The organism is Knoellia sinensis KCTC 19936 (assembly GCF_000768705.1).
GTDB lineage: Bacteria > Actinomycetota > Actinomycetes > Actinomycetales > Dermatophilaceae > Knoellia > Knoellia sinensis.
Map to the genome: position 1 here is coordinate 287422 of NZ_AVPJ01000001.1, position 23066 is coordinate 310487.

At 69.0% G+C, this 23066-nt stretch carries 22 protein-coding genes and 2 tRNA genes; 15 read left to right on the plus strand and 9 right to left on the minus strand.

Annotated elements, in window-relative coordinates; genetic code table 11:
* The first annotated feature begins 110 nt into the window (after positions 1–110).
* Entirely contained in the window at positions 111–2798 is a 2688-nt protein-coding gene (gene valS / locus N802_RS01340; RefSeq protein WP_035911060.1) for a valine--tRNA ligase, read from the plus strand.
* Entirely contained in the window at positions 2795–3508 is a 714-nt protein-coding gene (locus N802_RS01345; protein WP_052109283.1) for a lysoplasmalogenase family protein, read from the plus strand. The genes valS and N802_RS01345 overlap by 4 nt, the downstream gene beginning before the upstream one ends.
* Here N802_RS01345 and N802_RS01350 read toward each other — a convergent pair.
* Entirely contained in the window at positions 3497–4186 is a 690-nt protein-coding gene (locus N802_RS01350; RefSeq protein ID WP_245613787.1) for a hypothetical protein, read from the minus strand. The genes N802_RS01345 and N802_RS01350 overlap by 12 nt on opposite strands.
* 47 nt (positions 4187–4233) lie before the next feature.
* Between N802_RS01350 and N802_RS19230 the strand changes: the two genes are divergently transcribed.
* From N802_RS19230 to N802_RS01375, 5 genes are read left to right on the plus strand one after another with little or no spacing between them, the layout of a single operon-like run.
* Entirely contained in the window at positions 4234–4938 is a 705-nt protein-coding gene (locus N802_RS19230) for a DUF4129 domain-containing protein (RefSeq protein WP_052109285.1), read from the plus strand.
* Positions 4935–5432, plus strand: coding sequence for a hypothetical protein (locus tag N802_RS01360; protein ID WP_156971229.1), 498 nt, complete (start codon positions 4935–4937; stop codon positions 5430–5432). The genes N802_RS19230 and N802_RS01360 overlap by 4 nt, the downstream gene beginning before the upstream one ends.
* A 9-nt stretch (positions 5433–5441) precedes the next feature.
* Complete coding sequence (locus N802_RS01365) at positions 5442–6440, plus strand: AAA family ATPase (protein WP_035911795.1); 999 nt, start codon at positions 5442–5444, stop codon at positions 6438–6440.
* On the plus strand, positions 6437–7864 hold the full coding sequence (locus tag N802_RS01370) for a DUF58 domain-containing protein (protein WP_052109286.1): 1428 nt from the start codon (positions 6437–6439) through the stop codon (positions 7862–7864). The genes N802_RS01365 and N802_RS01370 overlap by 4 nt, the downstream gene beginning before the upstream one ends.
* Positions 7861–8463: a hypothetical protein gene (locus tag N802_RS01375; protein WP_035911065.1), complete on the plus strand. Its 603-nt coding sequence runs from the start codon at positions 7861–7863 to the stop codon at positions 8461–8463. The genes N802_RS01370 and N802_RS01375 overlap by 4 nt, the downstream gene beginning before the upstream one ends.
* Before the next feature lie 91 nt (positions 8464–8554).
* On the opposite strand, the gene clpX is transcribed toward N802_RS01375, so the two are convergent.
* The 5 genes from clpX to N802_RS01400 all read right to left on the minus strand — a co-directional run bounded on the left by clpX (position 8555) and on the right by N802_RS01400 (position 13431).
* Positions 8555–9829, minus strand: a complete 1275-nt coding sequence (gene clpX / locus N802_RS01380; RefSeq protein ID WP_035911068.1) for an ATP-dependent Clp protease ATP-binding subunit ClpX — start codon at positions 9827–9829, stop codon at positions 8555–8557.
* 148 nt (positions 9830–9977) lie between these two features.
* Complete coding sequence (locus N802_RS01385) at positions 9978–10613, minus strand: hypothetical protein (protein ID WP_035911071.1); 636 nt, start codon at positions 10611–10613, stop codon at positions 9978–9980.
* 113 nt (positions 10614–10726) lie between these two features.
* Entirely contained in the window at positions 10727–11386 is a 660-nt protein-coding gene (locus N802_RS01390; RefSeq protein ID WP_035911074.1) for an ATP-dependent Clp protease proteolytic subunit, read from the minus strand.
* Positions 11387–11415: 29 nt separating this feature from the next.
* On the minus strand, positions 11416–12039 hold the full coding sequence (locus tag N802_RS01395) for an ATP-dependent Clp protease proteolytic subunit (protein WP_035911077.1): 624 nt from the start codon (positions 12037–12039) through the stop codon (positions 11416–11418).
* 123 nt (positions 12040–12162) lie between these two features.
* A complete protein-coding gene (locus tag N802_RS01400; protein WP_035911079.1) occupies positions 12163–13431 on the minus strand; it encodes an MFS transporter in 1269 nt (422 codons plus the stop codon).
* Positions 13432–13569: 138 nt separating this feature from the next.
* Between N802_RS01400 and N802_RS01405 the strand changes: the two genes are divergently transcribed.
* Complete coding sequence (locus N802_RS01405; RefSeq protein WP_245613788.1) at positions 13570–14694, plus strand: LacI family DNA-binding transcriptional regulator; 1125 nt, start codon at positions 13570–13572, stop codon at positions 14692–14694.
* Between the two features lie 74 nt (positions 14695–14768).
* On the opposite strand, the gene tig is transcribed toward N802_RS01405, so the two are convergent.
* The gene (gene tig, locus N802_RS01410) at positions 14769–16139 is read right to left on the minus strand and encodes a trigger factor (protein ID WP_035911085.1); all 1371 of its coding nucleotides are present in this window, start codon (positions 16137–16139) and stop codon (positions 14769–14771) included.
* Positions 16140–16416: 277 nt separating this feature from the next.
* On the opposite strand from tig, the gene N802_RS01415 reads away from it, so the two are divergent.
* Positions 16417–17106 carry a zinc metalloprotease gene (locus N802_RS01415; protein ID WP_245613789.1) on the plus strand — a complete coding sequence of 230 codons (690 nt, stop codon included), beginning with the start codon at positions 16417–16419 and terminating at the stop codon, positions 17104–17106.
* Positions 17046–17363: a M43 family zinc metalloprotease gene (locus N802_RS20730; protein WP_245613790.1), complete on the plus strand. Its 318-nt coding sequence runs from the start codon at positions 17046–17048 to the stop codon at positions 17361–17363. The genes N802_RS01415 and N802_RS20730 overlap by 61 nt, the downstream gene beginning before the upstream one ends.
* Positions 17364–17428: 65 nt before the next feature.
* Here N802_RS20730 and N802_RS01420 read toward each other — a convergent pair.
* Positions 17429–17502: transfer RNA gene (locus N802_RS01420), tRNA-Gly, on the minus strand.
* Positions 17503–17627: 125 nt separating this feature from the next.
* Here N802_RS01420 and N802_RS01425 point away from each other — a divergent pair.
* Positions 17628–17701, plus strand: a tRNA-Pro gene (locus N802_RS01425).
* A gap of 152 nt (positions 17702–17853) precedes the next feature.
* Here the strand turns inward: N802_RS01425 and trmB are convergent.
* On the minus strand, positions 17854–18537 hold the full coding sequence (trmB, locus tag N802_RS01430; RefSeq protein ID WP_035911087.1) for a tRNA (guanine(46)-N(7))-methyltransferase TrmB: 684 nt from the start codon (positions 18535–18537) through the stop codon (positions 17854–17856).
* A 230-nt stretch (positions 18538–18767) separates the two neighbouring features.
* Here trmB and N802_RS01435 point away from each other — a divergent pair, with 230 nt between their 5' ends.
* Genes N802_RS01435 through N802_RS01450 form a run of 4 tightly spaced genes read left to right on the plus strand, consistent with a single transcriptional unit; the run spans position 18768 to position 23036 of the window.
* Complete coding sequence (locus N802_RS01435) at positions 18768–21647, plus strand: sensor histidine kinase (RefSeq protein ID WP_035911090.1); 2880 nt, start codon at positions 18768–18770, stop codon at positions 21645–21647.
* A complete protein-coding gene (locus N802_RS01440) occupies positions 21644–22060 on the plus strand; it encodes a roadblock/LC7 domain-containing protein (protein WP_035911093.1) in 417 nt (138 codons plus the stop codon). The genes N802_RS01435 and N802_RS01440 overlap by 4 nt, the downstream gene beginning before the upstream one ends.
* Before the next feature lie 12 nt (positions 22061–22072).
* Entirely contained in the window at positions 22073–22456 is a 384-nt protein-coding gene (locus tag N802_RS01445) for a DUF742 domain-containing protein (RefSeq protein ID WP_052109287.1), read from the plus strand.
* Positions 22437–23036 (plus strand): GTP-binding protein, encoded by a 600-nt coding sequence (locus N802_RS01450; RefSeq protein ID WP_035911096.1) that lies wholly within the window; start codon positions 22437–22439, stop codon positions 23034–23036. The genes N802_RS01445 and N802_RS01450 overlap by 20 nt, the downstream gene beginning before the upstream one ends.
* Positions 23037–23066 lie beyond the last annotated feature (30 nt).

A 23066-nucleotide genomic window follows, 5' to 3' on the forward strand; every position in this document is an offset into this window, starting at 1 on the left:
CGCCAATCCACCGCACCGGGCGGACCGCGGGCACGTGGGCGGGCGGACGGCATACGGGACGGATGGAACCCGGTTGGGAGCACTGGTGACGTTCTGGGAGAATCACGCCCATGTCTGTTGACCACACGCTTGTCCGCGCTGCCACGATTCCGGAGCGTCCCTCGCTGGACGGACTCGAGGACAAGTGGGGGCAGGTATGGGCCGAGCAGCAGACGTTCGCCTTCGACCGCGACGCGGCACTTGCCGGTGACCGCTCGCAGGTCTTCTCGATCGACACTCCCCCGCCGACCGCGTCGGGCAGCCTGCACATGGGCCACGTCTTCTCCTACACGCACACCGACTGCATGGCGCGCTACAAGCGCATGGTCGGCTTCAACGTCTTCTACCCGATCGGCTGGGACGACAACGGGCTGCCGACCGAGAAGCGCGTGCAGAACTACTACGGTGTGCGCGGCGACGCGTCGCTCCCCCATGACCCCGACTTCGAGCCGCCGTTCCGTGGGGACGCCAAGAGCCTCAAGGCCGGCGACGCCATGCCGATCTCGCGCCAGAACTTCATCGACCTGTGCGACGAGCTGACCGTCCAGGACGAGAAGGCCTTCGAGTCGCTCTTCCGCCGCCTCGGCCAGTCCTTCGACTGGAACATCTCCTACCGCACGATCGACGACCACTCCCGCGCCACGGCGCAGCAGGCGTTCCTCCGCAACCTTGCCCGTGGCGAGGCCTACCAGGCGGAGGCTCCGGGGCTGTGGGACGTGACCTTCCAGACGGCCGTCGCCCAGGCGGAGCTGGAGGCCCGTGACTACCCGGGTGCGTTCCACCGTGTCGCCTTCCACATCCAGAACACAGGCGGCGGTACGGAGCCTCTGTACATCGAGACGACCCGGCCAGAGCTCATCCCGTCGGTGGTCGCGCTCATCGCCCACCCGGACGACGAGAGGTATGCCGGCCTGTTCGGTTCCACGGTCCGCTCCCCCTTGTTCGGGGTCGAGGTGCCCGTGGTGGCGCACCCCCTGGCGGAGATGGACAAGGGTTCCGGCATCCTCATGTGCTGCACGTTCGGTGACCTCACCGACGTCATCTGGTGGCGCGAGCTCCAGCTGCCCACGCGTTCGGTCATCACGCGGCAGGGTCGCATCCAGGCCGAAACGCCGGAGTGGATCGCCGGCGGACTGGGCGAGGGGCTCTTCGCCGAGCTGTCCGGCAAGACGGTCCACTCCGCCCGAGAGGCCGTCGTGGCCGCGCTCCGTGAGTCGGGTGACCTCGATGGCGAGCCGAAGGCGACCCAGCGCAAGGCGAACTTCTACGAGCGCGGCGAGAAGCCCCTCGAGATCGTCACCTCGCGCCAGTGGTACATCCGCAACGGCGGTCGCGATCACGAGCACAACGGCACAGACCTCAATTCCGCCCTGATCTCCCGCGGCGACCAGATCGCGTTCCACCCCGACTTCATGCGCGCGCGCTACAAGAACTGGGTGGCCGGCCTCAACGGTGACTGGCTCATCTCCCGGCAGCGCTTCTTCGGTGTGCCGATCCCCGTCTGGTACCCGCTCGACTCCGACGGCGAACCCGACTACGACAACCCGATCGTGCCGAGTGAGGCGTCCCTGCCCGTGGACCCCGCCGCGCAGGCGCCCGAAGGATTCGAGGAGTCGCAACGCGGTCAGGCCGGCGGGTTCATCGGCGACCCCGACATCTTCGACACCTGGGCGACGTCCTCGCTCTCGCCGCAGATCGCAGCCGGTTGGCGTCACGTCGGCGACGACGGCTCCGTCACCACGGACCCCATCTTCGACAAGGTCTTCCCGATGGACGTGCGCCCCCAGGGGCACGACATCATCCGCACGTGGCTCTTCGCGACGGTGGTCCGCGCCCACTTCGAACACGGCACCGTCCCGTGGACCAACGCCGCCATCAGCGGCTGGATCCTGGACCCGGACCGCAAGAAGATGAGCAAGTCCAAGGGCAATGTCGTCACGCCCGAGGACGTCCTCAAGGAGCACTCGGCCGACGCCGTGCGCTACTGGGCAGCATCGGGCCGCCTCGGCACCGACGCCGCCTACGACGTGGGCCAGATGAAGGTGGGCCGCCGCCTCGCCATCAAGGTTCTCAACGCCTCGAAGTTCGCGTTGACGTTCGGCGAGGTCGAGGGCGATCTCACGGCCCAGATCACCAACCCCCTCGACCGTGCGCTCCTTGCCGGCCTGCGCGACGTCGTCGAAAGGGCCACCGCCGGCTTCGAGTCCTGGGACTACACCCGCTCCCTCGAGGTCACCGAGACGTTCTTCTGGACCTTCTGCGACGACTACCTCGAGCTCGTCAAGGACCGCGCCTACGGCTCGCACGGTGAGGCCGAGGCGGCCTCGGCGCGGGCGACCCTGCGGATTGCCCTCGACGTCGTGCTGCGCCTCCTCGCACCGTTCCTCCCCTACGTCACCGAAGAGGTGTGGTCGTGGTGGCACGAGGGGTCGGTCCACCTCACGACCTGGCCGACGGTCGAGGAGGTCGCCGTGGGTGGCGACGCCGCCGACCCCGCCATGCTCGGCGCGGTGGGCGCTGCCCTGGCCACGGTGCGCAAGAGCAAGTCCGAAGCCAAGCTGTCGATGCGCGCCGAGGTCGCCCGCATCACGCTCACCGGACCCGAGACACTGCTCGACCACGTGCGCGCCGGCGAGGGTGACCTGCGCGCAGCCGGCAAGATCACCGGCGACCTCCGGCTCGAGGCCGGGGAGACCTGGGGTGCCACCGACGTCGAGCTCATCCCCGTGGAGAAGCCCAAGCCGCAGTCCGAGGCGTGACCTCGCTCAGGCCCGTCACCAGCCCCGGTCCGGACGCGACCCCCAGGACGGGGCTGGGACTGGGCGTGGCTGCGAAGGGTGCGCTGACGGCATACGCCGCCGTGGTTCTCGTCCACCTCGTGGCGCAATGGCGCGACGCGGACGGCGTGGCCAACGCCACCCAGTGGCTGGCTGTGCCGTGCCTCGTGGTGGCCCTCGTCGCTCAGACGCGGTTGGGATCACGCCTGGCACGCCTCACGGCCGCGGGGCTCGTCTGGTCATGGGTGGGTGACACGCTTCCCGACTTCGTTCCCGAGGCCGTGTCGTTCATCGTGCTCATGGGCGCGTTCCTGGTCGCGCATGTGTTCTTCATCGCAGGCTTCTGGCCGTGGCGTCGAGAATCGTTGCTGCACAGCCGAATCGCATGGGTCTACGGTGCCGCAGCGGTCGTCCTCGTCGTGGCGTGCGCGCCCGAGGCCGGGCCTCTGGCCGTCGGCGTCGCCGTCTATGCCGCAGCCCTGGCGGTGATGGCGCTCCTGGCTGCCGGCATCGACCGTCTCGCTGGCATCGGCGGTGTCCTGTTCGTCGTCTCCGACGCGCTGATCGCCATCCGTACGTTCGTGCCCTGGGTGCAGGTGCCGGAGAACGGGTTCCTGGTCATGGCGACCTACCTGGCTGCCCTCCTGCTCATGATCCTGGGAGTCCTGCGCCGCCTCGCGTCACGCGCTTGAGGTGGCTCGGACCCCTCCGAGGGATCGCTTCGACGAGAACTCCCGGACTCGCCGATGGCCGGTCGGCTGGACGACGAACCACGGGACGTTCCAGCCGCTCAGACCCAACCGGTGCTCGATGACGGTGTCTCGGCGGAGGTGTGTGACGCGGCCCGATCCCGGGTCATAGACGTCGAGCACGCGGTCGCCATCCCCGGGCAGGACCAGCACGACGTGGCGAGGAAGTCGGGCGCTCCCGACGTAGAGCAGACCCGGCTCCCCTTCCGAGACCACATCGACCAAGTGCTCGAACGCGCCCCGCAGGCTCTCTCGCGACAACTGCCGCACGACGGAGACGTCGTAGAGCGTGCCCTCGGCCGAGGCGCCGTACTCGAGCTCCCGCTTCGCCCCCCACGGAGGCGTGCCCAGGGCACGTGGCCACGGCGTGTTGAGCCGATGGTGGCCGGCGAAGATGCCATTGGTGCGCCGCATGACAACCCGCTCGTAGGCCGCGAACCTCTCGGCCTGAGTGGCTCCTCCGGGAGAGCCCGGCAGGTGGGGCGTGCCGGTGCGCACCCAACTGGCGAACACCGGGTCCACGAGCATGCGCGCGACCGTCAGGCAGGCCGATCCGCACGTCACCGGTGACTGCTGCACCGGGCCCGTGTCACCAGCGCGAAGTCGGTATGCCGTGCCCACAGCGCCAACCTTCCACACCCGGGGCCGGTGGCATAGGGTCACGTTCCATGAAGCGTGGCGAGTGGGGGTGGGCCACAGGGTGCGCCCTCACCCTGTTGCTCGCAGCATGGGTCTCGGGTTCCGGACCGATCTCCGCGTTCACCACACCGACCCTGAGCGAGCCCACGGAGGACGAGTTCGGGGAGTTGGTCGAAGGCGACACCGGAGACAACCGCATGGGCGGTGTGGATGCCGGGCGAACCGCTGAGGCCAGCGACGCCGTGGTCGCGTTCGTCGCCTGGACCCTCCGCGTCCTTCTCGTGGTGATCGTGGTCGTCGTGGCTGCCCTGCTCATGGCCGCGATCCTGCGACGCCTGCGTCGCGACCCGGTGACCCCGAAGGAGGAGGTCGAGGCACCGGTCCTGCCCGATGTCCTGCTGGCCGGCCTGCGTGAGAGCGAAGCGCAGCTCGACCGTGGCACCTCAGAGGAGGCCGTCATCAACGCATGGCTGACCCTCGAACGCACAGCCCTGGAGGTCGGCATCCCTGATGACGCCTCGCGAACCCCGAGCGAACTCGTGGCTGCGGTGCTCGGCGAGTACGACGTCGACAGACCGTCCATCGACCGTCTTGCGAGCCTGTACCGAGAGGCACGGTTCTCGGTCCACCCCATCGGGGAAGGACACCGGGAGGCGGCGCGCGAGTCCCTGAAGCGCGTCCGCCAGGAGTTGACGCGTCCGCTCATGGCGATGGGTGGGAGCAGGCCAGAATGATGCGCCGAATCATGGTGGCGCTGAGGGGTCGAGAGACCCTCGTTGCGATCGCAGCAGCCGCAGTGCTCGGGGTGTTGCTCACCCTTGCACCGGCTCTGGATCGCGTGCTGCTGCTCATCGCGTCCGTGGGAGCCCTGCTGTCGCTGGCCGCGCTCGGCACCTGGCTCGTGCGGGACCACCACGAGGTGGAGTGGACGACGAGCGCCGGCTCACCGGCTCGCGTCCGCGGCAGCGACCGTAGGGTCACCGTGCTGGCCCGGACCATCGACGGCGCCCTCTCCGGAGACGAAGCCGGGCGGCAGACCGTCCGGTCCGCCGTGCGGTCCGTGGCGGAATCCCGCCTCCACCAGCGAGGGCTCCCTCTCGACGTCTCCGACGTCACGGCCGCAGCCGCGCTGGGACCCGACCTCACGGCATACCTGAACTCTCCGACGGCACCACAGGTCAACGAGAGACAACTCGCATCGTTCATCACCACCCTCGAGGAGATCTGAGTGACCGCAATGCCCACCCCCAGGCTCACCCTGAGCGAGGTCAGCGACCTTTCGACGCGCATCCTCACCGCAGTCGAGGGAGCGGTCGTCGGGAAGCGCCCGAGCCTCGAGCTGGTCCTCGCCGGCATCCTGTCCGGTGGGCACGTGCTCATGGAGGACTTCCCCGGCCTCGGCAAGACCCTCGCCGCACGGTCCTTCGCGCAGGCACTGGGCATCGACTTCGCCCGCGCACAGTTCACCCCGGACCTGCTGCCGAGCGACCTCACCGGCGCCTTCATCTATGACCAGCGCAGCCACGAGTTCGTGTTCCGTCGGGGACCCCTCTTCACCCAACTGCTCCTCGCCGACGAGATCAACCGCACACCACCCAAGACCCAGGCCGCGCTGCTCGAGGCCATGCAGGAGGGTCAGATCACCGTCGAGGGTGAGACCTTCGCCCTCGAGCAGCCGTTCCACGTTCTCGCGACGGCGAACCCGGTCGAGTACGAAGGCACCTACCCCCTGCCCGAGGCCCAGCTCGACCGGTTCCTTCTCCGTGTGTCCTTCGGCTACCCGGCCGCAGCGGAGGAGTGGGAAGTGCTGCGACGCCGTGTTGAGCGGCAGCAGGAAGCCCAGACGGTGCCTGCCGTCACGGACGCAAGTGGCCTCGTGGCGATGCAGGAGGCAGTCGAGACGGTGACGGTCGATGAGAGCGTTGGTCGCTACTGCGTCCGCCTCGCCGCCGCGACACGGTCGCACGAGAGTCTCGTCATGGGCGCATCTCCTCGCGGTTCCCTCGCGCTCATGCTCGTGAGCCGTGCGTATGCCGTGATTCAGGGCCGCGACTACGTCACCCCCGAAGACGTGAAGGCCGTTGCACACGCGGCGCTGGACCACCGGGTCACCGTGCGGCCAGAGCTCTGGATCAACGACGTCACCGCCGCGAGCGTCGTCACCGGGATCCTGTCCTCCGTGCCCACGCCGCTGCCGGCAGAGGGCGAGAGGCGGACCGGATTCGAGGGCCCGTGAGCGGCGAGCGCGAGGCACCCCACGACGACTCCGCCGACGGCGCGACCCTGTCGTCCGAGCCGCCGGCGGGCAGCGAGCTGTTCGGTGAGTGGCGCCCCACACCGGCCCACGCCCGCGTCGTCGTGGTGGGCCTGCTCCTGGTCAGCGCGGGGGTGCTCATGCGGCGCCCGGACGCGGTTGCGCTGGCCTCCCCGCTGGTCATCGTCGCCATGTGGTCCCACCTCCGACGGCCGACGACAGCACCGCTCGCCCGGGCGTGGCTGCGTCACACGGTGCTGCGAGAGGGGCAGACCACCGCGTGGACCGCGACGGTCGAGCCGGGTCCCGGAGTCGAGGAGGTCGGTCTGGCTGTCACCGAGACGGAGTTCATGCACTTCACCCCGACGAGTCAGGCTGTGGCAGCGGGAGACGTCCTCCAGGGACCGCGGCAACTCGACGTGTTCTGCCAGACCACGCGCTGGGGGCTGCGCGCCCTCGGGCCCGCGACGTTTGCCGTGAGTGGTGCCTTCGGTGCCCACGTGTGGGCGCCCGCGCCCGTGCATGCCCCACTCGTTCCGACTGTCCCCCTGCCAGAGGCCTTCTCGACCCGCTCCCCCACGCCGGACCCCGACGGACTCGTCGGTCGAAGTCGCTCGCGTCGTCACGGCGACGGCAGCGAACTGGCGGACGTGCGGGGTTTCCGGTTCGGTGACCGGCTACGCCGCATCCACTGGCCGGTCTCGGTGCGCACCGGAGAACTCCACGTCACCACGACCCTCTCGGACGAGGACAGCGAGATCCTGCTGCTCGTCGATGCCATGCAGGACCTGGGCCGGAGCACGGGCTACGACGGGGAGGGCAGCAGCCTCGACAACGGCGTGCGCGCAGCCGCTGCAGTGGCCGAGCACTATCTGCGCGCGGGAGACCGCGTCGGGCTGCAGGTTCTGGGCGCCCACCTGAGCCCACGGTTGTCGCCCGGGCTGGGGAGCAACCAACTGCGGCGCCTCCTCGACGTCCTGGCGCGGGTGCGGGTTGCCGACGGCGGCGTGGTCGACGAGAAGCGGCTGCGGGGTCAACTCCGGCATCCGATCTCGGCGGGAACGCTCGTCGTCTTCCTCACCCCCGCCGTGAACGTGCAGGTGCTCGCTCACGCGGCTCAGCTGGCGCGACGTGGCACATCCGTCATCGTCGTCGACACCTTGCCGCGGAGCATGGCGACCGGCGACCTCTCCGACGAGCAGCTGGGCGGTCTCGTCCCCGATCAGGCGGTCACGGCGGGCGCCCGGTTGGCGTGGCGCCTCCGGCTCCTCGAGCGACAACGCGAGATGGCTCGAACCCTTCTCAGCGGCGTCCCGATCGTGACCTGGATCGGCCCCGGAACCCTCGACCTCGTCCTGCGCGACCTGTCCCGCAAGCGCCGATCACCGCGGATGGTAACCCGATGACCTCACGTTCCCAGCACGTGCTCCAGGGCGTGCTCGCGCTGACGTCCCTGGGACTCGCCGCCCTCACCCTCCTGACCGCATCGTCCGGGTCGTTTGTCCTCGCCCTCGTCGTCGTGGCCGTGACCCCGTTCGTGGCGCTCGAGCCGGGATCACGCCTCACGGCGTTGCTTCTCGGACTGCATGGAGCGCACTGGCTCACGAGCCACACGGTGCCCGACACGGCCCGTGAGTGGGCTCTCGTCTTCGTCACCGCCGCCGGGATGCTGGTGATCCACCTCGCCGCCTCGTTGGCCTGCACCCTCCCCAAGGCTGCACCGATCCCGCGGGCGAGCGTGCGCCGGTGGCTCGCGCGGGCGGTCACCGTCCTCGCTCTGTCTCTCCCCGTGTGGGCGCTGCTGGTGGCGCAGTCCGCAGCGCTGCCCGACGGCGATGCGGTCGCCACCTACGGCGCCATCGCGGCCCTCGGCATCCTCGCATTCGCGCTCTGGTTGGCTCAGCAGTCCCACAAGGGTCAGTCGGCGATGGCACCCAAGGCGTCGGCTCTCGTGAGTTCCACGGGGATCTCGTCGAGCACGGACAGCAAGGAACGCTCCTCGTAGCGGAAGTGGCTCTCCCAGATGCCTTTGCGCGGCCCTCAACTCGGCCGACCACGCCAGCGTCCGTTCGGCGTCGGTGTCAGGAGATGAGGGGCTAGGCCGTGCGCTTCCGCCGCTTGGGGCCGGACTCGCGCCGGACGATCGTCGGCAGGACGTTCTTGCGGACGACCTCGTCGGTGACGACGACCTTGGTGATCTCGTCGTCGCTGGGCACGTCGAACATGACGGGCAGGAGGACTTCTTCCATGATGGCGCGCAGGCCACGAGCACCCGTGCCCCGGGCCAGAGCCTGCTCGGCAACAGCCTCGATCGCCTCGTCCGTGAACTCGAGTTCGACGCCGTCGATGCGGAACATCTTTTCGTACTGCTTCACGAGAGCGTTGCGCGGCTCGGTCAGGATCTGCACGAGGGCAGCCGTGTCGAGGGGCGAGACCGTGGTGATGACCGGAAGGCGTCCGATGAACTCGGGGATCAGTCCGAACTTCATCAGGTCCTCGGGCATGACCTCGTGGATCGACTCGGCCAGATCCTTCGGCGTGTGCAGCTCGGAGCCGAAGCCCAACCCCTTCTTGCCGTTGCGCGACTCGATGAGCTTCTCGAGGCCGGCGAACGCGCCGCCGACGATGAAGAGCACATTGGTCGTGTCGATCTGGATGAACTCCTGGTGCGGGTGCTTGCGCCCACCCTGGGGCGGCACGCTGGCCGTCGTGCCCTCGAGGATCTTGAGGAGTGCCTGCTGCACGCCCTCACCCGACACGTCACGCGTGATCGACGGGTTCTCACTCTTGCGAGCGATCTTGTCGACCTCGTCGATGTAGATGATCCCGGTCTCGGCCTTCTTGACGTCGTAGTCGGCGGCCTGGATGAGCTTCAGAAGGATGTTCTCGACATCCTCGCCGACGTAGCCGGCCTCGGTCAGAGCGGTCGCGTCGGCGATGGCGAACGGGACGTTGAGCATCTTGGCGAGGGTCTGCGCGAGGTAGGTCTTGCCGCAGCCGGTCGGCCCGATGAGGAGGATGTTGGACTTGGCGATGTCGACGTGGTCGGCGTCCTTCTTGCCGATGACGTCGCCGGCCTGGATGCGCTTGTAGTGGTTGTAGACCGCCACGGCGAGCGACCGCTTCGCGACGTCCTGGCCAATCACGTACTGCTCAAGGAAGTCGAAGATCTCGCGCGGCTTCGGGAGCTCATCGAGACCGCCGAGGTCGGAGGACTCCGCGAGCTCCTCCTCGATGATCTCGTTGCAGAGCTCGATGCACTCGTCACAGATGTAGACCGCCGGTCCGGCGATCAACTTCTTGACCTGCTTCTGGGACTTGCCACAGAACGAGCACTTCAGCAGGTCGCTGGTCTCTCCGACTCGTGCCACTTGGCTGGGGTCCCTTCATCCAGACGGCTGGTGTGCCGCGCCCGACTCACTGGCCGAGTCGTAGGGCGACACGTCCGACGCTACCTTCCAGCACCGTCGACGCAACCCATTGAACGCCTCCCACGGCTCGCGAGTCGCGCTTGTCCGCTCAGGGCAGAACGTCCCCGTGCTCGCTGCGACCCCCTCTGCGAAGGAGCACGACGCCCGCTCCGACGAGCGCCACGGCCGCGACCGCCAGGACGATCGGTCCCCACGGCGTGCCCTCGTCCGCGGGGGGCTGTCGGTCCGTCGCCTCGCCGGGAGACGTGGACCCCGGCGCGCTCGTCGCGGGAGCCGGGCCCGATCCCGCGGGGATGACTGGACGACCTGGACCCGCGACGGCCTCGACCTCGGTGACGTAGTCCGCGCGCGCCTCTTGGGTGCCGGCGCACAGACCCGTGGATGCCCCGTCGGGCTCGTCCTTGACGAAGAACACCATCGGGCGCCCCACCTCCTCGTCGATCCCGCAGGAGGCCTCACCGCGCGGGGACCACACGACCTCCCGGCGCGCCGTGTCGCCCTGAATGCGCAGGCTGACGTCCACGGTGAAGGGCACAGACTTGAGGACTCCGCCGCCCCGCTCCGTCTTGCCGACAGCAGCGATGGTGCCGACGAAGATCCGATCTGCTTGGGCGACATGCGTGTTCATGTCCATGCTCGCGCAGGAGCACGCCATCGCAGGCGGAGCGGGCGCCACGAGGAACCCAGCCGTGACGAGGAGAGCGAACACGAGAAGTCGTCGCATGCCCCTTCGACGTCGGAGCAGCCGCCGGGGTTCCCCGGGGCCGGAAAACGGCGCATGCCGTCCGCTCACGAGGTGAGCGGACGGCATACACCGGTGTCGTTCAGACGTGGGGATCAGTCCTCGAGGGCGGCCTTGCGGGACGCGAGAACCTCGTCGATCAGGCCGTACTCCTTCGCGGCGTCCGCCGACAGGATCTTGTCGCGCTCGATGTCCTTGCGGACGAGTTCGACGTCGCGCCCCGAGTGCAGGGCGATGGTGTCCTCGAGCCACTCACGCATGCGGAGCACCTCGTTGGCGTGGATCTCGAGGTCGGAGGCCATACCGCCCGTGCCCTCGATCGCCGGCTGGTGGATGAGGACGCGGGAGTTGGGCAGGGCGTATCGCTTGCCCGGGGCTCCCGCGCCGAGCAGCACCGCAGCAGCCGAGGCCGCCTGACCGATGACGAACGTCTGCACGTCGGGACGGATGTATTGCATCGTGTCGTAGATCGCGGTCATCGCGGTGAACGAACCACCGGGACTGTTGATGTACATGAGGATGTCGCGGTCCGGGTCCTGCGACTCGAGCACGATGAGCTGCGCCATGACGTCATCGGCGGAGGCGTCGTCGACCTGCACCCCGAGGAAGATGATGCGGTCCTCGAAGAGCTTGGTGTAGGGGTCGGTCCGCTTCATGCCGTACGAGGTGCGCTCCTCGAACTGCGGCAGGATGTAGCGGCTCGACGGGCCGGGGACGGCGAGCCCGCTCGGGCGGGTCGGGTAGTTCACGTTCATGTCTCTCTCTCGTCTCCCTGGTCGCCTGGTCAGTCGGTGACCGGGTTGTCGGACGCCTTGCCGGCCTGGTCCGCACGCGAGAAGACGTGGTCCACGAAGCCGTAGTCCTTCGCCTCCTCCGCCGTGAACCAGCGGTCGCGGTCGGAGTCGGCCTCGATCTGCTCCGGCGTCTGCCCCGTGTGCTGGGCAATGAGGTCGGCCATCTGCTTCTTGATGTGGAGCAGCTGCTCGGCCTGGATCTTGATGTCGGATGCCGTGCCCCCGATGCCGCCGGACGGCTGGTGCATCATGACGCGGGCGTGCGGCGTGGCGTAGCGCTTACCGGGAGTGCCCGCGGAGAGCAGGAACTGGCCCATCGAGGCGGCCATGCCCATGGCAACCGTCGCGACGTCGTTGGGCACCCACTGCATGGTGTCGAAGATCGCCATGCCGGCGGTCACCGATCCACCGGGGCTGTTGATGTAGAGCCAGATGTCCTTGTCGGAGTCCTCCGCGGCGAGCAGGAGCATCTGCGCACAGATCGCGTTGGCGTTCTCGTCACGCACCTCGGAGCCGAGGAAGATGATCCGCTCCTTGAGGAGGCGGTTGTAGATGCTGTCGTCGAGGCCGAGCTTGTCGCCCGGACCGGCTGCGACGATCTCGTTGCTGCTCACGCTGGTCGCTCCTGCCGTGATGGGTGGTCTTGCCTTTCGCTGACCCTAACGCGCGGCTCCTCCCGCGCACTCCCGGTCCCGGCCCGTGTTCGCCCTGAGCACAAAAGCGCAGGGGTATGCCGGTCAGCTCGCGCCGCGCGCTGGTTCCGCCTGCGCGGTGGTCGGGTCCGTCCGAGCCGGCTCCCGCACCGACTCGAGGATGACCTGGACGAGCAGGGCCATGGTGCCCACGGCGAGCAGGCTGCGCAGGACGCCGACGTGGTCGCCCAGGAAGCCGAGGGCCGGCGGCCCGGCAATGAACGCGAGGTAGCCGATGGTGGCGACGACCGACATCCTCGCTCCGGCCCGCTGGGGGTCGTCGGCGCTGGCGCTCATGCCCACGGGGAAGCCGAGCGAGACGCCGACGCCCCAGATCGCGGCGCCGATGAAGGCCATCCACGGGGTCCCGAAGATGACGAGCACCGACCCGACGACGGCCAGCGCGAAGGTGGCACGCAGGACAGGGACGCGACCGTAGGTGTCGAGCCACCGGGTGCCGAGCAGCCGCCCGAGGGTCATGAAGCTGAGGAAGGTGGCGAAGCCGAGCACACCCGCCCAGGCAGGGAGCTCGTGGCCCTCGACGAAAGCCACCGCGAGCCAGTCGTTGGCAGTCCCCTCGGTGAACGCGGCGACCAGCACGACGAGGCCGATGCGGAGGGTGCGTGGCTCGAGCCACGCCGACCTCGCCGGGCTGCGGTCAGTCGTTGGCAGCCCGCCTGTTGCGGCGCGCTCGTTGACCGGTTCCTTCGCGTCACTGAACTCCAGCTCGCGCGGAAGGAAGCTGCGCAGGGCCCAGAAGCCGAGAGCCGTGACGGTCAGGGCCGAGAGGAGAAGGTGTGGGAGAAGTGGGATGCCCGCCCACGACATGCCGGACCCGACCAGCGCGGACGCGACTGTGCCGCCACTGAACGCAGCATGGAACTGGGGCATGACCGTCTGTCCGAGCATCCGCTCGACCACCGCACCCTCGAGGTTCATGGTGACGTCCCAGACCCCGATGCCCGTACCCACGAGGAACAGGCCCGCCGCCACGACAGCGGAGGACTGCGCGAGGTCGACGCCCAACCCGACGGTGGCAAAACCCAGCAAGCTCAGGAGCATCCCCACCCGGATCGTGGGGACGACCCCGAACTTCGCCGCGATGCGACCCGTCGACGGCAGCGCGACGAGGGAGCCCGCCGACATCGCCAGGAGCACCATCCCGAGCTGGCCTGCGGACAGCCCCAGCGTTGCCTTGACGTCGGCGATCCGCGATGCCCAACTCGCGAACGCCACTCCGGAGGCAGTGAACACCACGAACACGGCGGTTCGGGCGCGAGCGACATGTTCGCGGGGCAGGGTGGCGTTGCTCACGGTGATGCGGTTCCTTCTCGGCTTCCCGCCGCCTTACCGGGCAGTAAGTGCTGTGTGTACCTCACTTACGGCCCGGTAGGGGCGGGGTTCAAGCGCGCGGTGGTTGGCGGATCGAATCGATTCGATAGTCTGATCCTCATGCCCCCCTCTCGTCAAACCCGCACGGCCCCCTCGCCCACGGTCCCCCCTCGCACGGGTCAGGCGCGCAAGGTGACCCTGCGTGATGTCGCCGACCGGGCCGCGGTGTCGATCAGCACCGCGTCACTGGTGTTCAGCGGGAAGGGGCCCGTCGCACCAGAGACTGCGGCTCGGGTCCGCGACGCGGCCGGTGAACTGGGATACGCCGGCCCTGATCCCCTCGCGGCCTCCCTGCGTCAGGGCAAGGCCCGCAGCGTCGCCGTCATCGTCGAGGACCGACTCATCCACGCCTTCCGCGACCCGTTCGCCCTCGCCGTCCTCGACGGAGTCGCCCAGGAACTCGACGCCATGGGCACGAGCATGCTCCTCGTCGCGGACCACGGTGACGGCCGACGGGGCGCCCTCGAATCGCACGCCGTCGACGCCGCGATCTTCCCTCTCTGTGGCCGCTCCGACAGCCCACTCACCGACCACCTGGTCGCGCGAGGCCTGCCGATCGTCGGCACCGGCGCCCCGTCACACGACTCGGTCGTCCACGTCGTCGTCGATGAGCGTGGCGCCTCTGCCCAGGCGACTCGCCACCTCGTCGACCTCGGCCACACGCGGCTCGCACACGTGGCGATGCCCCTCACGGCGGAGGCGCAGAACTCGGGCACCACACGCCGGGTGGAGATCAGCGCACTCGACTCAGCGGCCTACGCCGACGCACGGGAGCGGGCACACGGCTTCCTCGAGGTCGCCGCCTCGGGGAGCCCGCTCGTCGAGGCTCACCGCGCCGACGTCACCGAGGGAGAGAAGGCCGGGCTGCTGCTCCTCGACGCGCCGCCGGAGCAGCGCCCCACAGGGATCGTTGCCCAGTCGGATCTGCTGGCAGCAGGGGTGATTCGCGCTGCTGAGGCGCTCGGGCTGCGCGTTCCAGAGGACCTGTCGGTCACCGGCTTCGACGCGGTCGACCTTCCCTGGCTCGACCGCGAGCTCACCACGATCGTCCAACCGGGAGAGGCCAAAGGAAGGCTGCTCGGCGACCTCACGAGACGCATCCTCTCCGGCGAGCAACCCGGAGATGCTGCCTTCCCCGTGACCCTCCGTGTCGGTGACACGACGGCTCCCCCACCCACCGGCTGAACAGAGAAGCACGTATGCCGTGTGCTCACCGATCGGTGAGCACACGGCATACGTGCGTTGTCGTCTGGCGAAGGTCAGGCCTTGGCCGACTCCTCGGCCGGGGCCTCGTCGGTCTCGACCTCGTCGGCGAGGGCTTCGAGGTCAGCCTCGCCCTCGAGCTCGGGGTCGACCGTCTCGGCCTGGGGCACGAGCTCGTTGAGGTCGATCGCGTTGCCAGCGGTGTCGGTCACGGCAGCCTTCTCGAGGACTGCGGCGAGCGCCTTGCGGCGGGCGACTTCCTGAACCATGGCCGGGACCTGACCCTGCTGGTCGATCGCCTGCGCGAACTGGTTCGGGTCCATGCCGTACTGCTGCGCACTCATGATGAGGTACTCGATGAGCTCGGGCTGCTCGACGTTGATCTCGAGCTTCTCGGCGAGGGCGTCGAGGAGGAACTGGCCCTTGAGCGCCTTGCGGGTGCTCTCGTCGACCTCGGCGCGGTGCTCGTCGTCCTCAAGGCGACCCTCACCCTCGAGGTGGCTGTGGACCTCGGCCTCGACGATGCCGTCCGGCACGGCGACCTCGGTGACCTCGAGGAGGTGCTCGAGAACCTTGTCGCGGGCCTGGACACCCTGCTCGAACTTCTTGGCCTGCTCGGCCTGCTTGGCGACGTCGTCACGGAGCTCGTCCAGGGTGTCGAACTGCGAGGCGAGCTGGGCGAAGTCGTCGTCGAGCTCGGGGAGCTCACGAACCTTGACGGACTGGACGGTGACGGTGCACTCGGCGTCCTCACCCTCCTTGTCGCCACCGGCGAGGGGTGCGGTGAAGGTGACGGTGTCGCCGGCCTTGGCGCCGGTGACGGCGTCGTCGAGGCCCTCGAGCATGTTGCCGGAGCCGACCTCGTAGGTCACGCCCTCGACGCTGTCGATCTCTTCACCGTCGATGACGGCGGAGAGGTCGATCGAGAGGACGTCGCCGTTCTCGACCGCACGCTCGACGGCTGACAGGGTGCCGAAGCGCTGGCGCAGGGTGGTGAGGCGCTCCTCGATGTCCTCGTCGGTCGCCTTGACCTCGTCGACCTCGACCGCGATGCCCTCGAGCTCCGGGAGCTCGATCTCGGGACGCACGTCAGTCTCGACGGTGAACTCGAAGTCCTGACCGTCCTCAAGGGGCACGGCGGTGACATCGACCTCGGGCTGACCGATCGCCTTGATGCCCTCGGCGTCGACCGCCTCGGAGAAGAAGCGCGGGAGGGCCTCGTTGACGGCCTCCTGGACGACGGCGCCACGGCCGACGCGCTGGTCGATGATGCGTGCGGGGACCTTGCCCTTGCGGAACCCGGGGATCTGGATCTGGGAGCCGATCGTCTGGTACGCCTTGTCGAGGTCGGGCTTCAGCTCGTCGAAGGGCACCTCCACGATGAGCTTGACCCGGGTCGGGCTGAGGGTCTCGACGGCACTCTTCACTTCAGGCACTCCACAGGTGTGTTGGGATCACGGGTTGATGCGGGGCGCACCCCGCGCGATGAGATCAGGATCGGCCTGCCGGCCCGCACGGATGGGCGGACTCGCGCGCGGTGAGCGCACGGGCATACCGAAAGACTTCACACTCGCGCCCATGCTAACGGCAGACGGCACGGCGCACGAATCCCGTGCTCCCCGCTCACCCACGAGACGGGGCCGCGCGGAGTACGGTCTCGCGAGCGGCCCGACCGGGCGCACATCCTCGAGGAGAACCACACACATGTCACGACGTGTCATCCGTCCCGTGCTGGGAGTCATCGCACTCGCAGCGTCCACCTTCGCCGTCTCCGCGCCCGCGACCGTGAGCGCGGCGTCCGCACCCTCCCCTGCCGTCGCCGAATGCGACCCAGCAACCGGCGCCACCTCCGCGGCGCGGGTGCGCGACGACGCCAAGAACGTCAAGGAGCCTGCGCTCTACAACAAGAGCGAGGCCAACGCCTACGGCGTGCTCCCCGACGCGCCCCTGCTGGCCGCCGGCTCGGTCACGGTCCCGACGATCTTCCACGTCGTCTCCAAGGACACGCTCGACGCCGCGGGCAAGACCCGGCTCGAGACGATGATCGCCGACCAGGTCGACGTCCTCAACGACGCCTTCTCGGGGACCACCGCTCCTGATGCGTCCGACACCCCGTTCCGGTTCGACCACACCAAGACGACGTGGACGGCCAACCCTGTCTGGAACACCGTCACCCCCGGCAAGGTCGAGCGCGACATGAAGAAGGCATTGCACGAGGGCGACTCCACGACGCTCAACGTCTACGTCGCCGACACGGCGACGGCCTGCTCGGCTGGGCCTACTTCCCCAAGGGCGTCAACAACAACGGCCGCGACTACATCGACGGCGTCGTCATGCTCGACGAGTCGATGCCGGGCGGCACCGCGGGCAAGTACTCGCTCGGCGACACCCTGACCCACGAGGTCGGCCACTGGCTCATGCTCGAGCACACGTTCGCCCACGGCTGCTCGGCCGCCGGTGACTTCGTGGCGGACACCCCTCGCGAGGCGCAGCCCCAGTTCAACTGCCCCACGGGCGCAGACACCTGCACCGCACCTGGCCTGGACCCGATCCACAACTTCATGGACTACACGCAGGACTCGTGCATGAACATGTTCACCCGCGGTCAGGCCGAGCGCATGAGCGACGCCTGGCTCGCGTTCCGCGCCTGACACGGCGTCGACCACACAGAAAAGGTATGCCGCCCGCGCTGGTGCGTGGGCGGCATACCTTCTCGTGGAGCGGGTGACGAGAATCGAACTCGCGTAATCAGTTTGGAAGACTGAGGCTCTACCATTGAGCTACACCCGCATGCTCGTCGTAGACGGTGTGGTCCGTCCGGCTCGGAGCAGGGGTTAGCCTAGTGGCCGCCCTCGCGGGATCCGAAATCGGGCGGCACATGACGTGTCGCGCGAGTTCGATTGCCACGGCGGGGACGGGGTATGGCGCAGCTTGGTAGCGCGTCCGCTTTGGGAGCGGAAGGTCGCCAGTTCGAATCTGGCTACCCCGACAGGAAAATGGCTGGCACAGCGCGAAGCGCTCTGCCAGCCATTTCCAGTCGGGGAGCCGGATGACGGGAGTCGGAATCAGGGCGTGAGGAACGAACGCGCTGGTTCCGCGGCTCTGGCTACCCCGACGAACGAGGGCCCGCACCGTCTGATCTCAGTCGCGAGTCAGGGCGAACTCGGCGACAGTGCGACCGGCGGCGAGTCCCTTCGCCTCGAAGCCGTCCCGGGGACGCCAGTCCGGCCGCTCCCCCTCGACGAGGGTCCACCCGCCATGGTGACTGACCTGCTCACGCACGTGGCCGGCATACACGGCATGGTCGGTGGCGATGCGCAGCACGCCACCGGGCTCGAGCCGGTCGGCGAGCAACGACAGGGTGTGCTGCTGGACGAACCGGCGCTTGCCGTGCTTGGCCTTGGGCCACGGATCGGGGAAGAAGAGGTGAATCGCCGCGAGCGAACCTCGCGGGATGCGATCGGTGAGGAGCGGCAACGCGTCACCGCGCTCGACCCACAGGTTGGTCAGGGACAGGGGTTCGGCGGCGGCGAGCATGCGCGCCACCCCGGGGACGTGCACCTCGGCCGCAATCAGGTCGTGGTCCGGAAGGGTGGCGGCATAGGCCACCGCCGCAGCACCGTGCCCCGAGCCGATCTCGAGCACTACCGGTGCCGTCCGCCCGAACCATGCCTCCCGATCCAGGGGCCCGTCGGCCGGGATCGCATGACCGGGCAGGAGTCGCTCCATGCGCTCGGCCGTGAGGGGGGAGGTCCGCCATCTGGGCGTGAAGGTGCGCACGCCGTCGCGTGGCTCGTGGTGAAGGGTCGGACGCAACGAGGACATGATCTCGAGGTTAACCCCGAGCCAGTGTGAGCAAGGTCGCGTCCGGGGTGAAGTGACGGACACTTCACAGGTCGTGCTGCTACCGTCCCCCGATGGGTGTGGTACCTACCTGCCGTTTGCCATGCCCCCGAACGCCTCGCCTCCCGCATCACGACCGCGCGAGGCGCCGCTTGTTCCCAGTGGCCATCCACCATTGGGACGAAGGTCGAACAGCCTGAAATGAGGAGCCGGTGACTGAGCCCGTGAAGGTCGAGGACGCTCGATCAACACCCGAGGTCCCGTGGTACGCGATCGAGGAATGGTCCCTGCGCCGCAAGCTCGCGCTCGCGCTCGCCATCCCTGTCCTCCTCGCCGCCACGTTCGGTGGACTCCGCGTCGTCCGCGCGACCGGCGATGCCATCGAGTTCTCCAACCTCGAGTCCCGGGTGTCGGTCGTCCAGCCCGCGGTTCGGCTGATCGACAGCGCCTCGGCCGTGGCGGTCGCCAGCCGCAGCACCGATGAGGAGGCCGTGGAGCGGGCCCGGCAGGGCTTCGACTCCGCAACGACCGAGCTTAGGTCCGCGATGCGCGAATCCGAGCTCACCGACGAGCAGATCACGAGCCTCGACCAAGCTCTCGCTGCCGGTCAGCCGTTGCGCGACTCACCTCCCACCGCCCCGGCGGCCACGGTCTCGGACCAGTTCGCCGAGGCGGCACGTCACATCACCGTCGTCCTCAACGACCTCACGAGCGAGACCTCCGATGCCCGGCTCACCACCATCCGCGACATCATCGCCGGTCAGGTGGCTCTGACCGAGCAGCGCGTCCTGACGATCGGTGCGACGCCCGAGTCCCCCGTGGACCCGATCACGCTCGGCAACGCCATCGGCGAGGAGGCGACCGCCATCGCGGCCCTCGAGAGCAGCCTCGGCGCCGACGACACCTTCGTCAGCACCCTGGCCGGGGGCAACGAACTCCGCCTCAGCTCGGCACCGGCCGTGGCCGCCGGAACCTCCGCCCTCCCCCGTGCCCAGGACGCCGTGAGCGTCTACACCACGCTCGCCAACCGGATCAACGACCAGGTCGTCGGAACGATGGCGGGCAAGGCGAGCGACTCCCGCGGGACAGCCATCCGCGACGCACTGCTCACGTTGGCCCTGCTCGCCGCCGCCGTCGTGCTGGCCCTGGCCGTGGCTCGCATGCTCCTCGAACCCATCAAGCAGGTGCGACTCGGAGCACTCGAGGTCGCGGAGGAGCGGCTCCCGACCGCGCTGCGTCAGATCCGTGAGGGTCAGGAACCCACGCCCGCGCAGCCACTGCCGGTGCATACCCGCGAGGAGGTCGGCCAGCTCGCCCGCGCCGTCGACGTTCTGCACGCCGAGGCCCTCACCCTCGCCACCGAGCAGGCCCGCCTGCGCGCCCAGGTGAGCGCCATGTTCGAGACGCTCTCGCGACGCAGCACCTCGCTCATCAACCAGCAGCTCGGCCTGATCGAGCGCCTGGAGAGCGACGAGCAGGATCCGCGCCGCCTCGAGAGCCTCTTCCGCCTCGACCACCTCGCCGCGCGGATCCGCCGCAACGGCGAGAGCCTCCTCGTGCTCGCTGGAGCAGCACCGCGCGGCGTCGCAGGTCAGGACCTCGCCCTGGGCGATGTCCTGCGCGCGGCGATCTCCCAGGTGCAGGACTACCAGCGCGTCCAGCTCACCGTGAACGACCTCATCATCCAGGCGAGCGCTGCACCCAACCTCGTGCACCTCTTCGCCGAGCTCATCGACAACGCGCTCGCGTACTCACCGCCGGACAGCACCGTCACCGTGAGCAGCGTCCGCGGAGTCGACGGAGGCACGCTCATCGAGATCGTCGACTCCGGTCTCGGCATGGAGCAGGACGCCATGGACGACGCCAACCTCTCGCTCGCCACCGGAGGTGAGGTCACCCCCGAGACGGCCCGCCGAATGGGTCTCTACGTGGTGGGCCAACTCGCGCTCCGCCACGAGATCACCGTGCGGATTCGCGCCAACCAGGAGTCCAGCGGCACTGTCGTCTCGGTGTTCCTCCCGGCCACCCTCTTGGCCACGGGTCGACCCACCGGGCCAGTGGGTCCCTCGCGCGACCGCTCGGTCGCGCCCGCCGACGCTCCCGTCGCCTCCCTCGAGGAGGGTGCGACCTCACCCACTCCTCAGGTTGGCCCGGGCCGCCCACGCGTCACCACCCTCACTGCGGTTCCCAACCTGCCGAGCGACGACGACGAGTCGACGCGCAGCCTGACCGCACTGAAGTCGAACGCAACCCCGACGGCCCTCCCCAGCGTGAGCTCGCTGCCGGTGCGCCGGGTTCCCGACACCCGGCCTCCTGCCGAAGGTGACGCGGCGACCCCAGGGGATGCGCGTCCCACTCCGACCGGACTCCCACGACGGCAGCCGGGCGTCAGCGTCGCCGGGTCGCCGCTCGCCGGGCCTGCCCGCCCTTCGTGGGCCAACTCCCCCTCGGCGGAGCCGAGCACGGGTCCCATCGCCCGGACGCCCATTCCGCCCCGACCGAAGCTCGATGCGGACGGACAGCCCACCCCGCCCGCCGCGCCGACGACGGCCCCGGAATCGGCCGCACCGGAGTCGACCACCCCTGCCACGACCATTCCAGAGGCGACCGCCACGCAGACGCCGTCCTGGCAGCCCGACGCCGTCGAGGCTGACCCCGTGACGTCGGCCCAGGTGTCAGAGGACTTCGACTTCGTGGCCTCCCTCCAACCGGCCCCGGTCTCGGACTCCCCCATCTTCCGCAAGATGCAGTCGAGCTGGCTGTCCGAGAACGAGGAGGGCGGCGATCTGCCCTGGTCCTCCGACGACATCGACCGTGGCTGGGAAGCGGCCGAGCGAGCCCAGACAGGCACCTCCGCCGGCACCTCCAGCGCCGGCCTCCCGATGCGGCGGCCAGGGTCCACGCTGGTCCCGGGTCAGGCGGGTTCGGGATCTTCCGGGACCGTCGTGCGCGACCCGGAGGCGATCCGTGCAAGGCTCAACCGGCACCGCGCCGGCGTCCAGCGTGGACGCCGCAGCACCACCGACACGACCGAATCCCGAGCCACCCCCAGCGGCTCGGTCCTGCTTGATGAGGAGACCGACCGATCATGAGTGACTCCACCTACGGAGCCGTGGGGCGCAATCTCGACTGGGTGGTGTCGCGGTTCGTCGACGACGTCGCCGGGGCGACACACGCCATCCTGGTGTCCGCCGACGGCCTGCTGGTTGCGGGGTCGGCCCGGCTGCCGTCCGACCGAGCGGAGCAGATGGCCGCCGTGTCCTCCGGACTCGCGAGCCTTGCGACCGGCGCTGCTTCGCTCTTCGACGGCGGCACCGTCCTCCAGACCGTCATCGAGATGGAGAACGGTTTCCTTCTGCTCATGAGCGTCGGCGACGGTTCCAACCTCGCCGTCCTCACCGCCGGCAACGCCGACATCGGCCAGATCGGCTACGAGATGGCCCTCCTCGTCCAGCGTGTCGGGCCGATGATCCAGGCCGAGGCCCGGGTCCACAGGCCCTACTGAAAGATCTGAACGATGGCCCCGCACCACCACGACGAGGACGAACTCGTGCCGACTGCCGGCATCGTGCGTCCCTATGCTCTGACCTCCGGGCGCACACGTTCGTCGGTCGACCTCCCCGTGGAGGCGATCATCGAGCAGACCGACAGTGGTCGAGAGCGCGACTGGAACGGTCAGTCCCAGCTCGGAACGATCGTGGCGGCCTGCGCCAGCCGCACTTCCGTCGCCGAGATCTCGGCGGCAGCAAAACTCCCCCTCGGCGTCGTGCGTGTCCTCCTCGGTGATCTCGTCGAGCAGGGACATGTCAGGATCGCCGCCACGACCCTCACCGACGCCTCCAGCCGTGACGTGCGTCAGGACCTCATCGAAAGGACCCTCCGTGGACTTCGGGCCATCTAGCCCGCCTTCGGGCGCCGCGTCGACCAAGATCGTCGTCGCGGGCGGATTCGGCGTCGGCAAGACCACCCTCGTGGGCGCCGTGTCCGAGATCGTGCCCCTGCGCACCGAGGCGCTCGTGACCAACGAGTCTGCCGGAGTCGACAACCTGTCCAACACACCGATGAAGTCGACGACGACGGTGGCCATGGACTTCGGCCGCATCACGCTGGCCGACGACCTCGTCCTCTACCTCTTCGGCACCCCTGGTCAGAAGCGCTTCTGGTTCATGTGGGACGACATCATCAAGGGCGCCATCGGTGCGGTCATCATCGTGGACACGCAGCGCCTCGACGAGGCCTTTGCGGCGGTCGACTACTTCGAGGCCAAGCAGCTGCCGTTCATCGTCGCCATCAACGAGTTCGACGGCGCACAGCGCTTCCCCGCCGAGGACGTGCGCGAGGCCTTGGCCCTTCCCGTGGACACTCCGGTCATCGCCATCGATGCCCGTGACCGCAACTCTGCGAAGGCCGCCCTGATCCGGGTCACCGAGTACGCCCTGGAGCGGGTCACCAGCCAGAGCACTTCGGCCGCGAGGTACTGAGCCTCCACCGACGCGCGCGTCCACGACCCA

Excerpts from the sequence above, each read along its gene's own strand:
- valS (WP_035911060.1), top strand. The coding sequence starts at position 111 with ATGTCTGTTGACCACACGCTTGTCCGCGCTGCCACGATTCCGGAGCGT.
- N802_RS01440 (WP_035911093.1), top strand. The coding sequence starts at position 21,644 with ATGAGTGACTCCACCTACGGAGCCGTGGGGCGCAATCTCGACTGGGTG.
- N802_RS01390 (WP_035911074.1), bottom strand. The coding sequence starts at position 11,386 with ATGAACGTGAACTACCCGACCCGCCCGAGCGGGCTCGCCGTCCCCGGC.
- N802_RS01365 (WP_035911795.1), top strand. The coding sequence starts at position 5,442 with ATGCCCACCCCCAGGCTCACCCTGAGCGAGGTCAGCGACCTTTCGACG.
- trmB (WP_035911087.1), bottom strand. The coding sequence starts at position 18,537 with ATGTCCTCGTTGCGTCCGACCCTTCACCACGAGCCACGCGACGGCGTG.
- N802_RS01385 (WP_035911071.1), bottom strand. The coding sequence starts at position 10,613 with ATGCGACGACTTCTCGTGTTCGCTCTCCTCGTCACGGCTGGGTTCCTC.
- N802_RS01415 (WP_245613789.1), top strand. The coding sequence starts at position 16,417 with ATGTCACGACGTGTCATCCGTCCCGTGCTGGGAGTCATCGCACTCGCA.
- N802_RS01405 (WP_245613788.1), top strand. The coding sequence starts at position 13,570 with ATGCCCCCCTCTCGTCAAACCCGCACGGCCCCCTCGCCCACGGTCCCC.
- N802_RS20730 (WP_245613790.1), top strand. The coding sequence starts at position 17,046 with ATGCTCGACGAGTCGATGCCGGGCGGCACCGCGGGCAAGTACTCGCTC.
- N802_RS19230 (WP_052109285.1), top strand. The coding sequence starts at position 4,234 with ATGAAGCGTGGCGAGTGGGGGTGGGCCACAGGGTGCGCCCTCACCCTG.
- N802_RS01375 (WP_035911065.1), top strand. The coding sequence starts at position 7,861 with ATGACCTCACGTTCCCAGCACGTGCTCCAGGGCGTGCTCGCGCTGACG.
- N802_RS01445 (WP_052109287.1), top strand. The coding sequence starts at position 22,073 with ATGGCCCCGCACCACCACGACGAGGACGAACTCGTGCCGACTGCCGGC.
- N802_RS01360 (WP_156971229.1), top strand. The coding sequence starts at position 4,935 with ATGATGCGCCGAATCATGGTGGCGCTGAGGGGTCGAGAGACCCTCGTT.